The sequence below is a fragment of the Prauserella sediminis genome (assembly GCF_014195435.1).
Taxonomy (GTDB): Bacteria; Actinomycetota; Actinomycetes; order Mycobacteriales; family Pseudonocardiaceae; genus Prauserella; species Prauserella salsuginis.
This window is the reverse complement of record NZ_JACIBS010000001.1, coordinates 1,798,133-1,814,608: the sequence shown is the minus strand read 5'-3', so window position 1 is coordinate 1,814,608 and position 16,476 is coordinate 1,798,133. Positions and strand designations below refer to the sequence as shown.

Sequence of the window (16,476 nt, the reverse complement as noted above, 5' to 3'; positions counted from 1 at the left end):
CCGCCCCGCGCAGCGGGCGTCGCCGACCCGCCCGGGCCGACGACGACATTCCCGGCAACGCGATGTCACCCGGACGATCCACGCAGGGCGTGCTCACGCCGTAGCGCTCCTTAGTAATCTCTTCCGGGTGACAGCGCCCACCGCCGAGCCCACCGATGCGGATCTGATCAAGGCGCACGCCGCCGGCGATCCGCACGCGTTCAACGAGCTCGTACGCAGACACCGAGACCGCATGTGGGCCGTCGCCTTGCGCACGGTCCGCGACCCGGAGGAGGCCGCCGACGCGCTGCAGGACGCATTCATCTCGGCTTTCCGCGCGGCGTCCAACTTCCGCGCCGAGTCGCAGGTCACAACGTGGCTGCACCGGATCGTCGTGAATGCGTGCCTCGACCGCATCCGCAGGCGTCAGGCCAAACCGACCGTGCCGTTGCCCGAGGAGGGGCACCAGGAACCGGCAGTGCCGCGTGATTCGATGGCCGAACGCGAGACGTCCCTGGTCATCAAGGAGGCACTCGACCAGCTGCCGGAGGATCAGCGCGCCCCGATCGTGCTCGTCGACGTCGAGGGGTACTCGGTGTCGGAGACGGCCGAGATGTTGGGTATCGCTGACGGCACGGTTAAGAGCAGGTGTGCGCGAGGTCGCTCCAAACTGGCGAAACTTCTCGGTCATCTACGGAACCCGACGGAGGAAGGCGGCGTCCCAACTTACGAAAGCAAACACGGGGAGGGACGACGATGACGGACGAGTTCAGGGGGAATGGCGGGACCGCCGACGGTTCCGCGTTGTCTGTCGACGTGCTCGCCGACCTGCACGCCGGTGCGCTGAGCGAGAGCGAAGCGGCCGAGCTGTGGCCTCGCGTCAACGCCGACCCGGAGGCGCGAGCCGTCATCGAGGCGCTGGAGGCGGCCCAGGCGGACCTGGGTTCCCTGAGCCGCGAACCGGTCGGGCCGATGCCCGCCCACGTGGCTTCGCGGCTCGACGCGGCGCTCGCCGACGAACAACGCACGCGTGAGCAGCAGGCCGCAGGAACGAACGTCGTCAGTCTCGACCGTGCTCGCAGCAGGCGGAAGAAGCAGGGCATGGCTGCCGGTTTCATCGCGGTGGCCGCCGCGGTCGTGGCCGCTGTCGCGATCGCCGTGCCGAATCTCGGCGGAGGCAGCGAGACGCCGGGAGTGGCGCAGCCCGCACCGTCGGAGCAGTCCGGCGACAGCGATGCCGGTGCTCCTTCGGACGATTCCGGGCCGCTGGCGTTGACGAAGGACAACGGCGACCTGGCCGCTGCGATCGGCAGCGTCCAGGCGGTACGCGACTTCGGTCCGCTCGAGACGAGGAGCCGCTTCGACCAATGTGTCCAGGCGGCGGGAGCCGACACGAGCAAGGAGCCGGCCGGGGTGCGGCCGGTCACCATCGACGGTGAGGAAGCCGTCATGGCGATCTACACGACGGGCGAGTCCGCCCAGTTCCGCGTGGTCGCAGTGAGCGCGGACTGCAGCTCGGCACCGGTGGTCGACCGGGTCATCGGCGCAGGCGGCTGAGCCGCCTCGGCCGGATTCCCGGCCGAGCAACGCCCGGCGGCGCAGATTCAGCGAACGGCCGGCGGCGTCCACTCCAGGACGCCGCCGGCCTTTTCGTGCGCCCGGTCGAGGGCCGCGTCCCGGTCGAATCCGCGGGGACGTCCGCGCGTCGTGGTGGAGGCCATACCGCGAATTTTATATCGATCGATACATAACTGCTAGGCTCAGCATTTGCTATCGATCGATACAAAAAGGGGTGGGCGTGGCAGCGAAACGGAGCGGGATGCCGCTCGCGATCTGGGGCATCGGATTCGGGATCTTCGCGCAAGGCACCAGCGAACTCATGCTCGCCGGTCTCCTGCCGGAGATGGCGGCCGACCTGGACGTGACGATCCCCACGGCCGGCTGGCTCATCAGCGCATTCGCACTCGGCATGCTCGTCGGCGCACCGACCCTGGCGGTACTGACCCTGCGCTGGCCGCGACGTTCCGCACTGCTCGTCTTCCTGGCCGCGTTCGTACTCAGCCACGTCGTGAGCGCCCTGACCGACAGCTACGGGCTGCTGCTGGCGATGCGGTTCGTCGGCGCGTTCGCCTACGCGGGCTTCTGGGCCGTCGGCGGCAGCACCGCGATGGCTCTCGTCGGGCCCGACCGACGCGGGAGGGCGATGAGCATCGTCGCGGGAGGACTCACGGTCGCGACCGTGGTCGGCCTGCCCGCAGGCACCTGGATCGGGCAACACCTGGGCTGGCGCGGGGCCTTCTGGGCGGTCGCGGTCCTCTCGTCCGTCGGCGCGGCCGCGATCATCGCCGCGGTTCCGCCCCTCCGGCCGGAGAACCCGCCGAGCCTGCGCAACGAGCTGCGCGGCCTCAGGCCGCCCCGGCTGTGGCTCTCCTACGCGATGACGGCGGTCGCCACCACCGCACTGCTGGGCACCTTCTCGTACCTGGCCGCCATGCTGATCGAGACGACCGGCCTCGACTCGACGTGGGTTCCTGCGGTGCTGTTCGGATACGGATTCGGTGCCCTCATCGGTATCGCGATCGGGGGAAAGACCGCCGACCGTCATCCCAGGGCCGTCCTCGGCATCGGGTTCACCGGGCTGCTGATGACCTCGCTGCTGCTCGCTCTCACCGCGCACCACGTGGGCACGACCGTCGTGCTCGTGGTCGCGCTCGGCGTGCTCGGGTTCGGCACCAACCCGGCGCTGAACTCCCGCTTCATGACCATCGCCCCCGACGCGCCCACGCTCGCCGTTTCGGGAAACGTCGCCGCGTTCAACGTCGGCATCACCCTCGGTCCCTGGATCGGTGGCCTCGTACTCGCGGCCGGTCACGCCTACCCGGCCGTCCCGGCCGTCGGAGCCGCGGTCGCCGGGCTCGCACTCCTGCTGTGGGCCTGGGACCTCACACTCCAAGCCCGCGCCGGCCGGCCGAAGCGCACCGTCGGTCAGGAGCCGAGCGTGGCGCGCTAGCGGCGTAATACCGGGGGCGCACGGTCGGCAATGGACCTTTCCCGTCCACATCGCGGGAGCGCACGCCGGCGAAAGACCCGTCACATGCGGGCGTGGGCCACGGCGGGAACAGACGCACCTACGATGCTGTTGGACCCGGTGTCAGGCGTTATCGAAGCGGAGGAAACCAGTGGCTGCAGAGGACGTTCGGAACCTGATCATCGTCGGGTCGGGTCCCGCGGGGTACACCGCGGCCGTGTACGCGGCACGCGCACAGCTCGAGCCGCTGGTGTTCGAGGGTTCCCAGTTCGGCGGTGCCCTCATGACGACGACCGAGGTCGAGAACTACCCGGGCTTCCGGTCCGGCATCCAGGGCCCGGACCTGATGGAGGAGATGCGCGAGCAGGCCAAGACCTTCGGGGCGGACCTGCGAGCCGAGGACGTCGAGCAGCTCGAACTGACCGGCGACGTCAAGTACGTCACCGCGAACGGCAAGCGCTACGCCGCTCGCTCCGTCATCCTCGCGACCGGCGCCGCGCCGCGTTACCTGGGCGTTCCGGGTGAGCAGGAACTGCTGGGCCGCGGCGTGTCGTCGTGCGCGACCTGCGACGGCTTCTTCTTCCGCGAGCACGACATCGCCGTGGTCGGCGGCGGCGACTCGGCGATGGAGGAGGCGACGTTCCTGACGAAGTTCGCCAAGACCGTCACGATCGTCCACCGGCGCGAGGAGTTCCGCGCTTCGAAGATCATGCTCGAGCGCGCCCAGCAGAACGACAAGATCCGCTGGCAGCTGAACTCGCAGGTCACCGAGGTACTCGGGGACGGCACGGTGGCCGGCCTGAAGGTCAAGGACACGGTGACGGGCGAGGAGTCCACGCTGGACGTGACGGGTTTCTTCGTCGCGATCGGCCACGACCCGCGCAACGAGCTGTTCCGCGACCAGGTCGAGGTCGACGAATCGGGCTACGTGCTCACCAAGGGCCGCAGCTCGTACACCAACGTCGACGGCGTGTTCGCCGCAGGCGACCTGGTGGACCAGACCTACCAGCAGGCCGTCACCGCCGCGGGCAGCGGCTGCACCGCGGCCATCGACGCCGAGCGCTGGCTCGCCGAGCACGCCCACGTGGCCGAAGCGGCGGAGACCTCCGAGATGGTGGGCGGCGGCTACGCGACCGCCGGCGCCGCCCACTGACCGATCCGATTTCACCAGGTACCAGGCCCAACGACACAGAAAGAGGCACCATGACCGACACCGTCAAGGTCACCGACTCCAGCTTCGCCGACGAGGTGCTCACGAACGACAAGCCCGTGCTCGTCGACTTCTGGGCCACCTGGTGCGGCCCGTGCAAGATGATCGCCCCGGTGCTCGAGGAGATCGCCTCCGAGCACAAGGACAAGATCCAGATCGCCAAGCTGGACATCGACGAGAACCCGAACACCGCTCGCGACTATCAGGTCATGTCGATTCCGACGCTGATCCTGTTCCAGGGCGGCAAGCCGGTGAAGCAGATCACGGGCGCCAAGCCGAAGGCGGCGCTGCTCGACGACCTGTCGGAAGTCCTCTGACGAAGACCGACACGTGAAAGCCCGGGACGTGGTCCTCCCCGTCCCGGGCTTTCGCATTTTCTTCCCGCGATGCGCGTCACGCAGGCGTGGGCCGATCGTCACGTAGGTGATGGGCTTCCGAGACGGGCCTGGCGCGCTCGGCAAGGAAGCGCAAGGCACAATAGTCAGGCGCAGGGCCCCACGTCCTGTATTGGTTTGCACAGCATCAAGCACCGGATCGGGCAGTCATCCGCCCGCTGGTCCGATGCCCAAGGTAGAGCGAGGAGTGCATGCGGGTACTCCGCCGCGGCGACAGCGGACCGGACGTCGCCGACATCAGGTCCCTGCTGGTCAGCCTGGACCTACTCCCGGGTGCGGGCACCAACGGCGCTCACGGAGAAAGTGGCGCCGGTCACACCAATGGCGCACCGGACGGCGCGGACACCGTCTTCGACGATCAGACGGAACACGCCGTCCGCGCGTTCCAGCAGCGCCGGGGCCTGATCACCGACGGTGTGGTGGGCCCCGCGACGTACCGTGCGCTGCGCGGATCCTGCTACCACCTGGGTAGCCGCCCGCTGGCCTTTCTCGTCTCGTCGCCGGTGCACGGGGACGACGTCTTCTCGCTGCAGGAGCGCCTGACCGAGCTGGGCTACAACGCGGGCAGGCCGGACGGGCATTTCGGACCCCAGACCGAGCGCGGCCTGAAGAACTTCCAGCGTGACTACGGGCTCACCATCGACGGCATCTGCGGTCCTTCCACGGTCCGTGCCCTGCGGCAGCTGTCGCCGCGTGCGCGCGGTGGCCGTCCGGTGTTCCTGCGTGAGCAGGAGCAGGTGCGGCAGGCCGGGCCCCGGCTCCGTGGCAAGCGCATCGTCATCGACCCGGGGCACGGCGGCGACGACCCTGGCGTCGAGGTCGGCGGGGTGGCCGAACGGGACATCGCGTGGGACCTGGCGCGCCGCCTCGAAGGGCGCATGAAGGCCACCGGCATGGAGGCGCTGATCTCCCGCGGGCCCACCCGGAGCCCTTCGGAGATCGAGCGGGCGCAGTTCGCGAACGACGCGGGCGCCGACCTGTTCCTGTCGCTGCACAGCGACGGCAACTCCTCGCCGCACGCCCAGGGTGTCGCGAGCTTCCATTTCGGCACCGGTAACGGCACCACCTCGACCGTCGGCGAGCTGCTCGCCGGCTACATCCAACGGGAGCTGGCCGCCCGCACCGGCCTGCTCGACTGCCGCACGCACCCCAGGACGTGGGACATCTTCACGCGCACGCGCTGCCCAGCGGTGCGCGTCGAGATCGGCTACCTCACCAACGGCCAGGACCGGCTCAGGATGTCGGATCCGGCCTTCCGCGACGTGGTCGCCGAGGGGCTGCTCATCTCCGTGAAGCGGCTGTACCTGCTCGGTGAGGGTGACCAGCCCACGGGCACGTTCACGTTCGCCGACGTCCTCGCTCACGAACTCGCGAAGGCGGAGTAGTCCGGGCGGGTTCACACCGGACAGGGCACTGCTGGGTGAGCCGGGTTCCGATCGGGTGACGTTCCGATGTCGCGGCTCTTAGCGGTTCGGCCGGGGCAGCCGAACCGCCACCCGGGTGGCGGCTTCCATCCTTTCGAGCGTCTCGTCGTCCGGCGAGCCGCCGAGCAGCGCCGCCTCGGAGATGACCAGCCGGTCTCGTCCCCGCCGCGTGGAGGTGTAGGCCTCGCCCGTGAACTCGCCACTGCCGATCCGCGGTCCGACGGCGCCGAGCGCGGTGACGCTACCCGTGCCGTACCTGTCGACGAGGCGCCGCAGATCCGTCACTCCGGCGGCGCGCGGCATCCGAACCCACACGACGGACACGGCGATGCGGTTGCCGTGCTCGTCGGTGACGGGGATCAGCCGCCTGGTCAGTTCCCGGCACCGCCTGGTCGAGAAGAACTGCTGCACCTCGCCGTACGACCACATCGCGCACTCGGCGGCGTGGTCGATCCGGTCCCGTACCCGGTCCCGGCGAGCTCGGCCGGGCTTGCCGCGGCCGGCGGGCTTGCGCGATTTCGCGGGTCGGAGCTTCAGGGAACGCAGCGCCTTGGCCGTACGCCCCTTCGCGGCGTGCTTGGCCCCCTGCGTCACCGCCGTCCGCATGGCCTGCGACAACGCCCCCTCTGCCGCTGTCCCGAGGCCACCCGCGCCGAAGCCTCCGGTGACACCAGGGCCGGCCAACGCCACAGCTCCCACCGCCGCACCCGCGACGGCCTTGCGGCCCTTCTTGGGCTTGTCCGGACGGTCACTGTCGATGAGGACCCGCCGACCATCCGGCAATGTGACCCAGCGCTTACCCAACGCACCCTCCCCCAGGTTCGAAGTGACCCAGGGTGGTGGATCTGAGCACTCAGAGCGACCACCGAACGAGTGACTGTGCACAAGCCACCGCGATCTGTGGATAACCGTGCGAGTTGTGCACAGAACTGTGGATAACTCGGAGGTGGTCCGGAATCGGGATCGCGGTGACTATGTCGCCCGGACGGCCGGGCAGTGGATCAGGCGCGTGAGCTGGACGACGTCGCCGTGGTCATCGTGACCTCGCCGAGCAGCTTCTCCAGCGCCGCCTCGACGTCTTCCTTCCACGAGATCGACGACCGCAGCTCCAGGCGCAACCGTGGCCAGCGGGGGTGCGGCCGCACGGTCTTGAACCCGACGCTCTGCAGGAACGCGGCCGGCACCACACACGAATGGCCGTCGTCGTCCCCAGCACCACCGGAAGTCCGAGCACCGGACGACTCCGTGCCTGAAGACGCCGTGCTCGGAGACCCCATGCCCGAGGATTCAGCACCGGAAAACGCGCTGCCCGCACCCTGCGCCTCGATGTCCGGCTCTTCCGGACCGGCGTCGCCGAATGCCTCGATGGCCTTCACCCCACGTCGGGTGAGGTCCTTCGCCACGGCTTGCACCAGCATCCGGCCCAGACCGCTACCGCGGAACTCCGGCAGGATGTGGAACGCCGTCAGCAGCACCGCGTCCGGGCTCGGCGGCGACGTCGGGAACGCATCCGACCGGGGGACGGCGTTCGGCGGCGCGTACAGCACGAAACCGACGGGCAGCCGCCCGCTGTAGACGATCCGTCCGCACGAACCCCATTCGAGCAGTACCCCTGAGACCCAGGCCTCCTTCTCGACCTCGGTCTCGCCGAATTCCTCGGCCTGCTGCTTCAGGTGCGGAGCGAGTTCCCAGTACACACAGCGCCGGCAGTGCTGCGGCAGCTGCTCAAGGTTGTCCAGCGTGACGCCCACGATGCGACGTGACACCAGACCTCCCGTACTGCAGGGCCGTGCGGCCATGGCAGACCGCATCCACCGGCACCGACGGACGCCGCCCGCGCGCCTACCGCACGCGGGGCGAGTAACACGGGCCAGCATATGCCGATGTGACGAGCACGCCAACGGCGGGAGGTGCACTACCACCTGTGGTTACACTCGAACAACTACCCGTAGGTAAAGCACGCGGGCCAGAGTCCAGCCGCCGAACGCTTTCCCCACGAAAAGCAGACGGAAGTATGCCATGAGCGAACCCCAGGTCCCGGATTCGCAGAGCGCGGAGCCGAATCTCCCCGAGGCCAGGCCCGGCACCGAACCGGGCAGCCACACCAACCTCGACCCGCACGTCGAGCGCTACGCCGCCCGCACCGCGGGCATGACGGCGTCCGAGATCCGAGCGTTGTTCGCCGTGGCGAGCCGCCCCGAGGTGGTCTCGCTGGCCGGCGGCATGCCGAACCTCGCCGCGCTCCCGCTCGAGTCGCTGTCGCAGCAGATGAGCGAACTCATCGCCGAGGACGGGCTGACGGCTCTGCAGTACGGCTCCGCGCACGGCGTGCCCGCATTGCGCGAGCAGATCTGCGAAGTCATGGCCATGGAGGGCATCACGGGCCACCCCGACGACGTCGTCGTCACCGTGGGTTCGCAAATGGCGCTGGACATGGTCACGCGGCTGTTCTGCGACCCGGGTGACGTCGTGATCGCAGAGGGGCCGTCGTACGTCGGCGCGCTCGGCTCGTTCGCGGCCTACCAGGCCGAGGTCGTGCACGTCGCCATGGACGACGACGGCCTCGTGCCCGAGAACCTCCGCAGCGCGCTCGCCGAATGCGAGAAGGCGGGCAAACGGGTCAAGTTCCTCTACACGATTCCCAACTTCCACAACCCCGCAGGCGTGACGCTCGCCGTCGAGCGCAGGGCCGAGATCCTCGAGATCTGCCGGCAGTACGGCGTGCTCGTCATCGAGGACAACCCGTACGGTCTGCTCGCCTTCGACGGGCAGACCTACCCGGCGCTGCGGTCGATGGACCCGGACAACGTCGTGTACCTCGGTTCGTTCTCCAAGACGTTCGCCTCGGGGCTGCGGGTCGGCTGGGTACTCGCTCCGCACGCGGTACGCGAGAAGCTCGTGCTCGCGTCCGAATCGGCGACGCTGTGCCCGCCGACGCTGAACCAGCTCGTCGTGTCGAAGTACCTCACGACACACGACTGGAAGGGCCAGATCAAGACGTTCCGCGAGAACTACCGCGAACGCCGGGACGCGATGATCAGCTCGCTGGAGCAGTACATGCCCGAAGGCTGCAGCTGGACCCACCCCGAGGGTGGGTTCTACGTGTGGCTGACCGTTCCCGAGGGCGTCGACGCGAAGGCGATGCTGGCACGCGCCGTCACCGCCCGCGTGGCGTACGCCTCGGGCACGGGCTTCTACGCGGACGGCCTCGGCAGCAGGCAGATGCGACTGTCCTATTGCTACCCGACGCCCGAGCGGATCCGCGAGGGCGTGCGCCGCCTTGCCGGCGTACTGGAGTCCGAAATGGACTTGATGCGGACGTTCGGTAGCGTCACCACCCGTGCCGTGTCCGGGCCGCAGACCCCCGGACCGGACACGGCCTGATCGACGTTTTCCCTTCAGCCCCAAGGAGTTTCACGGGTGGCCGAACGTACTGTCGCCGTCCTCGCGGGCGGCCTCTCCCACGAACGGGACGTCTCGCTGCGGTCCGGACGGAGGTTGTCGGTCGCGCTGCGCGATGCCGGACTGACCGTCCAGGAATGGGACACCGATTCGAGCCTGATCGGCAGACTGCGCGAGCAGCGGCCCGACGCGGCCGTCGTCGCACTGCACGGCGGTGAAGGCGAGAACGGCTCGGTGCAGACCGTGCTCGAGATGTTCGGCGTCCCGTTCGTCGGCACCCACTCGCAGGGCTGCCGGCGTGCGTGGGACAAGCCGATCGCGAAGGCACTCGTGTCCGGCGCCGGCTTCACCACCCCGGACTGGTTCGTCCTGCCGCACAGCACATTCCGTGAGCTCGGCGCCCAGTCGGTGCTCGACGCCATGGTCGAACGGCTCGGCCTGCCGCTGATCCTCAAGCCGGACCAGGGCGGTTCCGCGCTCGGCGCTCAGGTGGTGCGCGACGCGACGGAGCTGCCTGCCGCGATGGTCGGCTGCTTCGCCTACGGCGACACGGTGCTGGCCGAGCGGTACATCGACGGCACCGAGGTCGCCGTGACCGTCGTCGAAGGCTCGGACGGGCCGCAGGCCCTGCCCGCGGTCGAGATCGTTCCGGAGAACGGCGTCTACGACTACACCGCGCGCTACACGGCCGGGCTGACGGACTTCTTCACGCCCGCACGGCTCGACGACGGCGTCGAGAAGGCCGTGGGGGAGCTGGCGGTGGGTGCGCACCGGACACTCGGGCTGCGCGACATCTCCCGCACCGACGCGATCGTGGCCGCCGACGGAACGGTCCACTTTCTCGAGGTGAACTCCTCACCGGGCCTCACCGAAACCTCCACGGTGCCGATGGCGTTCGAAGCCGCAGGCACCTCGTTGGGGAAGGTGTTCGACGAATTGATCGGACGTGCCGCCGCTCGCGGCAATTGAGCGCCAGCAGCCAGGTCATCACACGACAACGGCGCCCGGAGCGACTTCGCTCCGGGCGCCGTTGTCATCTCACACGGTCGGTGATTCGGCACCACCACGAGTAATCGTCACCGTGACGTAATGACCCGGGGTGATGGGACCTTGGATCACGTGTCCGATTTGCCGTTATTCGGGTCCATCAGGCGAACGATGCGCTCGAGGTCGTCCTTCGACCCGAACTCGACGACGATGCGACCCTTCCGGCGGCCGAGGTCGACCTTCACCTTCGTGTCGAAGCTGTCCGACAGCCTGGTCGCGAGCTCCTGGAGACCGGGCGCCTCCATCTGCTTGCGCGGCTGCTTCTTCTCCTTCTTCTGCGGACCGTTCTTGTAGAGGGTCACCGCCTCTTCGGTCGCGCGCACCGACAGGCCCTCCGACACGATGCGTCCCGCGAGCTCCTCCTGCGCGTCCGGATCCTCGAGGGAGAGGAGTGCCCGCGCGTGCCCCGCAGACAGAACGCCCGCCGCCACCCGGCGCTGCACGGGGAGGGGGAGTCGCAGCAGGCGGATCGTGTTGGTGATGACCGGCCTGCTGCGGCCGATCCGCGACGCGAGTTCATCGTGCGTCACGTCGAACTCGTCGAGCAGCTGTTGGTACGCGGCCGCCTCCTCCAGAGGGTTCAGCTGCACCCGGTGGATGTTCTCGAGGAGGGCGTCCCGCAGCATCGCGTCGTCGGTCGTCTGCCGCACGATCGCGGGGATGTGCTCCAGACCGGCCCGCTGCGAGGCGCGCAGCCGGCGCTCGCCCATGACGAGCTCGAACTTGTCGCCCTCGAGGGTGCGCACCACGATCGGCTGCATGAGGCCGAACTCGCGGATCGAGTGCTCCAGCTCGGCAAGCGCCTCCTCATCGAAGACCTGCCGGGGCTGCTTCGGGTTCCGCTCGATGGAGTCGAGCGGCACTTCGCGATAGACCGCGCCGGCGACCTCGCCTCCGACCGCGGGTGCCTCGTCGATGGCGCCGTTGGCGGCGAACCATCCGCTGTCGTCACCCGCAGGCGGTTTGACGTCGGCCATGTCAGGGACCGGCACATGGGATTCGGCCTCGGGATCGTCCTCGACCGGTCCCGTCGGGATCAGTGCTGCCAGTCCGCGGCCGAGGCCGCCTCTGCGTTCGGTCATTCCTGCTTCCCCTCCACACCGCGTTCGGCGACTTCGCGTGCGGCGTCCAGATAACTCATGGCGCCACGTGAACCGGGATCGAAGGCCAGCACCGTCTGGCCGTACCCGGGAGCCTCCGAGACCTTCACACTGCGCGGGATGATCGTCTTGAGCACGACCTCACCGAAGTGGTTCTTGACCTCCTGCGTCACCTGATCGGCCAGCTTCGTGCGGCCGTCGTACATGGTCAGCAGGATCGTCGAGACCGACAGTGTGCGGTTCAGGTGCTTCTGCACCAGTTCGATGTTGCTCAGCAGCTGGCCCAGTCCCTCGAGGGCGTAGTACTCGCACTGGATCGGGATCAGCACCTCGTGGGCGGCGACCAGCGCGTTCACCGTGAGCAGGCCGAGCGAGGGCGGGCAGTCGATGAAGACGTAGTCGACGTCGAGCTGGGCGAGCGCCTCATCCGTCAGCGCCTCCTTCAGGCGCGACTCGCGGGACTGCATCGACACCAGCTCGATCTCCGCACCGGCGAGGTCGATCGTCGCCGGCACGCACAGCAGGTTGTCGCTCTGCGAGCTCGCCTGCGCCGCCTCGACGAGCGTCACCTCACCGATGAGGAGCTCATACACCGAAGGGGTCCCGGAACGGTGGTCCACGTCGACCGCGGTGCTGGCGTTCCCCTGCGGGTCGAGGTCGATGACGAGTGTCTTCACGCCGTGCAGCGCGAGCGCCGCCGCCAGGTTCACCGTGCTCGTCGTCTTGCCGACGCCGCCCTTCTGATTCGCCACAGTGATGACACGTCGCTTCGAGGGACGCGGCATGAAGCCCTCGTCGGGGTGGAGCACCTTCGCCGCACGGAGCGCCTCCTCGGCGATGGGCATCGATCCGCCGGTCTTCGACTGTCCAGCTGGCGTGGTCACCGAGTCTCTCCCTTCATCGGCGCGTACCCAACGCCGCCGTGTTTCACGTGGAACATGCCTTGCTCGGAACTGCTCGTCATGCGCTCCGCTGTCCCTTCTTCTTCGACCGCTTCCGCTGCGATCCCGGGCGCTGCCCCTTCACCCGCTCGATCACCACGACCGTTGTCGGCGTATCGAGAATGTCGCCACCACACTCGACGATTCGAGGCTCACCGCCACCCGCCTTGGCGACGTCGGTCCGGTCCCGCTCGATCTCCTCGGCGGCACTGGCGCCCTTGAGGGCAACCAGAGTTCCGGACTCGCGCACCAACGGGAGACACCAGCCGGCGAGGCGGGCGAGGGGAGCGACCGCGCGCGCCGTCACGACGTCGGCGGGATCGAGCTGCGCGCGAACTGCCTTCTCTTCCGCGCGGCCTCGAACCACGGTGACGCCGTCGAGGTCGAGCTCGTCCACGACCTCCTCGAGCCATTCGACACGACGCGCCATCGGCTCCAGGAGAACGATATCGAGATCGGGGCGCGCGATCGCCAACGGTACTCCGGGAAGACCGGCTCCGGACCCCACATCGACGACACTCGTTTCACGTGGAACCTCATCGCCCAACACGGCTGAGTTGAGTACGTGTCGCTCCCAGAGGCGGTCGAGTTCCCGGGGCCCGATGAGTCCACGCCTGACCCCGTCCTCGCGCAACATCGCCACGAACCGCTCCGCCCGATCGACGTGTTCACCGAACACCGCGATCGCCGCTGTCGGGGTGGTGGACTCCAGTCCGTCCCGGCCCACTACTCAACTCCTCACTGGATTCGCGGGCGTCGCGTTTCACGTGAAACGGCCCGCGTTTGATTGTCCATGAACTCGCGCGCGATCAGAGCCGACAGTCCGAGTATGTGGAGAACTCCACGCGCCGTTTCACGTGGAACATCGACACGTGGCCGAGCTCCGACGTCTCTGTCGCCCCTGTCGCGCAGTCTCCCGTCGCGCAGTCTCCCGTCGCGCGACCGCTGCCGACCGACCGCACAGCCAGCGCGGTTGCCTCGACCGATCATAGAAGTGATGGGTTACTCGGCGGCCCACAGTGCGCGGCACGGTCAACCACGCCCGCCGACGACTCATCGGAACCGGAACCTCGGTGTAGCGCCGACCATCGATCTCCGCGCGCCGGGGCTTGCGGCCAACTCATTACCCCCTCGGATCCGCCTGCTCCTCGTCCCGGCCGATCGGGGAGTGGCCGTTCGGGGAGTGGCCGCTCCGCGGTCGGGCCGAGCTGCACCGCTGCGGGGCCCGCGGGGGTCGAGACCCACTACCCCCATCCGAACACCGTCCACCCACTCACCAACCCGCCACCCGGCGCAAGGCCGGTCCACTCTCCGGCCCGCCGCTGTCGGTACACCGCGCCCAAGGCTCGAAGGTGCCTCGCCGCCGTGTGCCGTGTCAGTTGCGCCGTCTTCCGAGACACCATCGTCTGCCGCATTGTGGCCACGTGCCGCCGCGCGGCACCGGACACGCCGGCACCCGCTCCATGGGCCCCACCCACTTCGGTTCACGTGGACGGGCAGTTCTCTCCGAAGGATGTTCGGGGCGCGCCTGGCCGGCACCCCGCAACTCACCTCGACGCGGCGCGACTGCCCGCGAACTCCGCCTGCCGCGCTCTCAGCTCATCCGGTGTCGGTGTCGGTGCGTGCACGTCTGTCGATCGCGGTCTCCTGTGTGGGTCTCCTGTGTGGGTCTCTCGGTGCGGGTCTCTCGGTGCCGGGATCGGTGCGGGGATCGGGGCTGACGGGCCGAGCCCGCGAGTCCCCGGGCGACGGCATCGCCCGACCTGCCGATGCCGAGACCGCTATGCGGCGGCCCGCACGGCGCGACACCGACCGATCGACATGCCCCTCCCGCGAGGCGCTGTCCGACACGACCGACACCCACACCCGGCGCACCGCCCGTCATCACCTTCGCCCGCCACATCCCGGCCAACAGGACCGCACTCGTCGACCTCCATTCCGAGGGGCGGCCAGTCGCGTGTGACCGCGCCGGTTCCCGGGTCCCACGCTCCGACTCCAGCCGTCCCGGTTTCACGTGAAACCGGGACCCCCCGCAGTCGGACACAGGGGAGTGGCCGACCGACACCGCGGGCTGTCACACACACAAAAGCGGCCCGCCGGAAATCGGCGGGCCGCTTCAGTTGGGAGCGTCGCTATTACTCGGGGACGACCACCACGCGCCGCTTGGGCTCCTCGCCCTCGCTCTCGCTCGTGACGCCCTCGACCTCGGCGACGGCGTCGTGAACGACCTTGCGCTCGAACGGGCTCATCGGCTGGAGCTTCTCCTTCTCGCCGGTCTTCGCCACGTTCTCGGCGGCGGTGCGGCCGATTCGGCGGAGCTCCTCACGGCGGCCCGCGCGCCAACCCGCGACGTCCAGCATCAGTCGGCTACGCGAGCCGGTTTCCTGCTGAACGGCGAGGCGAGTCAGCTCCTGCAGCGCCTCGAGGACGGTCCCGCGCGGTCCGACGAGCTTCTCCAGGTCGTCGCCACCGTCGATACTCACGATCGCGCGGCCCGCTTCGACGTCCAGGTCGATGTCACCGTCGTAGTCGAGCAGGTCCAGCAGCCGCTCCAGGTAATCGCCTGCGATGTCGCCCTCCCGGACGAGCAGGTCGTCACCGGACTCCGCGTCACCGGACTCCGCGTCGCCGGGCGAATCCGCCGCGCCCGTGTCGTCGGGCGCAGTCGTGTCCTCGTCGGCCCCGGCCGCTACAGCCGTGGCCTTCTCTTCTTCCGTGCCGATCACCTCTGCGGTCTCGGACATGTCGCTTCTCCTCTCGAGCCCCTCAGGCGAGGTCTGATTGCGGAAGGCGGGCGCCACGCGCGTCAGCGGCGCTTTCCGCCCTTGGACTTCTTGCCCTGACCGGAAGGCCGCTGCTTGTTGCCACCGTTCTTGGCCCACGCACCGCCCTTGGCGCTGTTGCCGCCCTTGGCGCCGGTGCCGCCCTTCTGGGCGGAACCGCTGCCGTTCGCGTTGCTCGACGACTTCGCCGAGACCTTGCCGGAGCCCGAACCGGACCCGGATTCGGAACCTGCTTCGGACTCGGACTCGGAACCGGCTTCGGTCGAGTCGGACGCCTCGTTCGCTGTCTGCTTGTTCTGCGTGGCCGGCTTCTGACCCGGCTGCGGCTTCTTCGGCTTCTGGCCCGGCTTCGGCGCGAGGTTGTCGCGCTTCTCCTTCTCCTCGACCTTCTTCTGCTCTTCTTCGCGGTCGATGCGGCCGTAGACGAAGCGCTGCTGGCCGAGCGTCCAGCCGTTGTTCGCGAGCCAGTAGATGAGCAGGCCGATCGGGAAGAACGCACCGAAGATGAGGACACCGAACGGGAAGATGTACAGCGTCAGCTTGTTCATCATGGCCGTCTGCTGCGTGGCCGACGCCGGGTTCTGACGGGCCACCGAGTGACGGGCGGTCAGGTGCGTGGCGATCGCGGCGACGATCATCAGCGGGATCGCCAGCGGCGCGACCTCCCAGTGCCACTCGCTCGACTGGCCGGCGAAGCCGAAGTGGTTGATGGCATCACCGATGTTGATGCCGAACAGCTTGGCGTTGACGTACGAGTCGACTTCCGCGGCGTCGAAGAAGTAGTTGTTCTGCCTTCCCTCCTGGAAGTTGCGGAGCACCCAGTTCAGACCGATGAACACGGGAATCTGCAGCAGCATCGGCAGGCAGCTGCCGAGCGGGTTGACCCCGTGCTCCTGCTGCAGCTTGCGCATCTCCGTCGCTTGCTTCTGCCGGTCGTTGGCGTACTTCTTCTGCAGCTTCTTCACCTCGGGGGCGAAGTCCTGCATCTTCTTCATCGACCGGACCTGCTTGACGAACGGCTTGAAGAGGATGCCGCGCACCGTGAAGGTCAGGAAGACAATGCCGAGAATCCAGGAGATGGCGTTGTCCGGCCCGAAGACGAAGCCGAACACCTTGTGCCAGCACCACAAGATGAACGACACGGGGTAGTAGATAAAGTCGAGCACT

Annotated in this window: 15 protein-coding genes; 8 read left to right on the top strand and 7 right to left on the bottom strand. The window is 68.6% G+C overall.

Going from position 1 to position 16,476, the window contains the following annotated elements:
* Nucleotides 1–127: 127 nt before the first annotated feature.
* The 6 genes from sigM to FB384_RS08205 all read left to right on the top strand — a co-directional run bounded on the left by sigM (nucleotide 128) and on the right by FB384_RS08205 (nucleotide 5,997).
* Nucleotides 128–739, top strand: coding sequence for an RNA polymerase sigma factor SigM (gene sigM / locus FB384_RS08230; protein ID WP_183647489.1), 612 nt, complete (start codon nucleotides 128–130; stop codon nucleotides 737–739).
* A complete protein-coding gene (locus tag FB384_RS08225) occupies nucleotides 736–1,536 on the top strand; it encodes a hypothetical protein (protein ID WP_183781028.1) in 801 nt (266 codons plus the stop codon). The genes sigM and FB384_RS08225 overlap by 4 nt, the downstream gene beginning before the upstream one ends.
* A 241-nt stretch (nucleotides 1,537–1,777) precedes the next feature.
* Nucleotides 1,778–2,989: a Cmx/CmrA family chloramphenicol efflux MFS transporter gene (locus FB384_RS08220; protein WP_323985166.1), complete on the top strand. Its 1,212-nt coding sequence runs from the start codon at nucleotides 1,778–1,780 to the stop codon at nucleotides 2,987–2,989.
* A 169-nt stretch (nucleotides 2,990–3,158) separates the two neighbouring features.
* Nucleotides 3,159–4,160, top strand: a complete 1,002-nt coding sequence (gene trxB / locus FB384_RS08215) for a thioredoxin-disulfide reductase (RefSeq protein WP_183781025.1) — start codon at nucleotides 3,159–3,161, stop codon at nucleotides 4,158–4,160.
* An 8-nt stretch (nucleotides 4,161–4,168) separates the two neighbouring features.
* Complete coding sequence (gene trxA, locus FB384_RS08210; RefSeq protein ID WP_323985288.1) at nucleotides 4,169–4,534, top strand: thioredoxin; 366 nt, start codon at nucleotides 4,169–4,171, stop codon at nucleotides 4,532–4,534.
* A 269-nt stretch (nucleotides 4,535–4,803) separates the two neighbouring features.
* Nucleotides 4,804–5,997 (top strand): N-acetylmuramoyl-L-alanine amidase, encoded by a 1,194-nt coding sequence (locus FB384_RS08205; protein WP_183781020.1) that lies wholly within the window; start codon nucleotides 4,804–4,806, stop codon nucleotides 5,995–5,997.
* Between the two features lie 78 nt (nucleotides 5,998–6,075).
* On the opposite strand, the gene FB384_RS08200 is transcribed toward FB384_RS08205, so the two are convergent.
* Together FB384_RS08200 and FB384_RS26790 are read right to left on the bottom strand one after the other, a co-directional pair.
* Nucleotides 6,076–6,840 carry a hypothetical protein gene (locus tag FB384_RS08200; RefSeq protein WP_183781017.1) on the bottom strand — a complete coding sequence of 255 codons (765 nt, stop codon included), beginning with the start codon at nucleotides 6,838–6,840 and terminating at the stop codon, nucleotides 6,076–6,078.
* A 197-nt stretch (nucleotides 6,841–7,037) separates the two neighbouring features.
* Entirely contained in the window at nucleotides 7,038–7,802 is a 765-nt protein-coding gene (locus tag FB384_RS26790) for a GNAT family N-acetyltransferase (RefSeq protein ID WP_323985165.1), read from the bottom strand.
* Nucleotides 7,803–8,055: 253 nt separating this feature from the next.
* Here FB384_RS26790 and FB384_RS08185 point away from each other — a divergent pair, with 253 nt between their 5' ends.
* Nucleotides 8,056–9,420, top strand: coding sequence for an aminotransferase-like domain-containing protein (locus FB384_RS08185; protein ID WP_183781014.1), 1,365 nt, complete (start codon nucleotides 8,056–8,058; stop codon nucleotides 9,418–9,420).
* A gap of 36 nt (nucleotides 9,421–9,456) precedes the next feature.
* Nucleotides 9,457–10,407, top strand: a complete 951-nt coding sequence (locus FB384_RS08180) for a D-alanine--D-alanine ligase family protein (protein WP_183781010.1) — start codon at nucleotides 9,457–9,459, stop codon at nucleotides 10,405–10,407.
* 146 nt (nucleotides 10,408–10,553) lie between these two features.
* On the opposite strand, the gene FB384_RS08175 is transcribed toward FB384_RS08180, so the two are convergent.
* The 5 genes from FB384_RS08175 to yidC all read right to left on the bottom strand — a co-directional run bounded on the left by FB384_RS08175 (nucleotide 10,554) and on the right by yidC (nucleotide 16,475).
* Nucleotides 10,554–11,567, bottom strand: coding sequence for a ParB/RepB/Spo0J family partition protein (locus FB384_RS08175; RefSeq protein WP_183781007.1), 1,014 nt, complete (start codon nucleotides 11,565–11,567; stop codon nucleotides 10,554–10,556).
* Nucleotides 11,564–12,430, bottom strand: coding sequence for a ParA family protein (locus FB384_RS08170; RefSeq protein WP_183785158.1), 867 nt, complete (start codon nucleotides 12,428–12,430; stop codon nucleotides 11,564–11,566). Before FB384_RS08170 ends, FB384_RS08175 begins: the two co-directional genes overlap by 4 nt.
* 115 nt (nucleotides 12,431–12,545) lie before the next feature.
* A complete protein-coding gene (gene rsmG, locus FB384_RS08165; RefSeq protein WP_183781004.1) occupies nucleotides 12,546–13,253 on the bottom strand; it encodes a 16S rRNA (guanine(527)-N(7))-methyltransferase RsmG in 708 nt (235 codons plus the stop codon).
* A 1,408-nt stretch (nucleotides 13,254–14,661) separates the two neighbouring features.
* Entirely contained in the window at nucleotides 14,662–15,270 is a 609-nt protein-coding gene (locus FB384_RS08160; protein ID WP_183781001.1) for a Jag family protein, read from the bottom strand.
* 62 nt (nucleotides 15,271–15,332) lie between these two features.
* Entirely contained in the window at nucleotides 15,333–16,475 is a 1,143-nt protein-coding gene (yidC, locus tag FB384_RS08155) for a membrane protein insertase YidC (protein WP_183780998.1), read from the bottom strand.
* Nucleotide 16,476 lies beyond the last annotated feature (1 nt).

Coding starts and splice junctions, on each gene's coding strand:
- FB384_RS08225 (WP_183781028.1), top strand. CDS start 736: ATGACGGACGAGTTCAGGGGGAATGGCGGGACCGCCGACGGTTCCGCG.
- FB384_RS08205 (WP_183781020.1), top strand. CDS start 4,804: ATGCGGGTACTCCGCCGCGGCGACAGCGGACCGGACGTCGCCGACATC.
- FB384_RS08185 (WP_183781014.1), top strand. CDS start 8,056: ATGAGCGAACCCCAGGTCCCGGATTCGCAGAGCGCGGAGCCGAATCTC.
- FB384_RS08175 (WP_183781007.1), bottom strand. CDS start 11,567: ATGACCGAACGCAGAGGCGGCCTCGGCCGCGGACTGGCAGCACTGATC.
- FB384_RS08170 (WP_183785158.1), bottom strand. CDS start 12,430: ATGCCCATCGCCGAGGAGGCGCTCCGTGCGGCGAAGGTGCTCCACCCC.
- FB384_RS08160 (WP_183781001.1), bottom strand. CDS start 15,270: ATGTCCGAGACCGCAGAGGTGATCGGCACGGAAGAAGAGAAGGCCACG.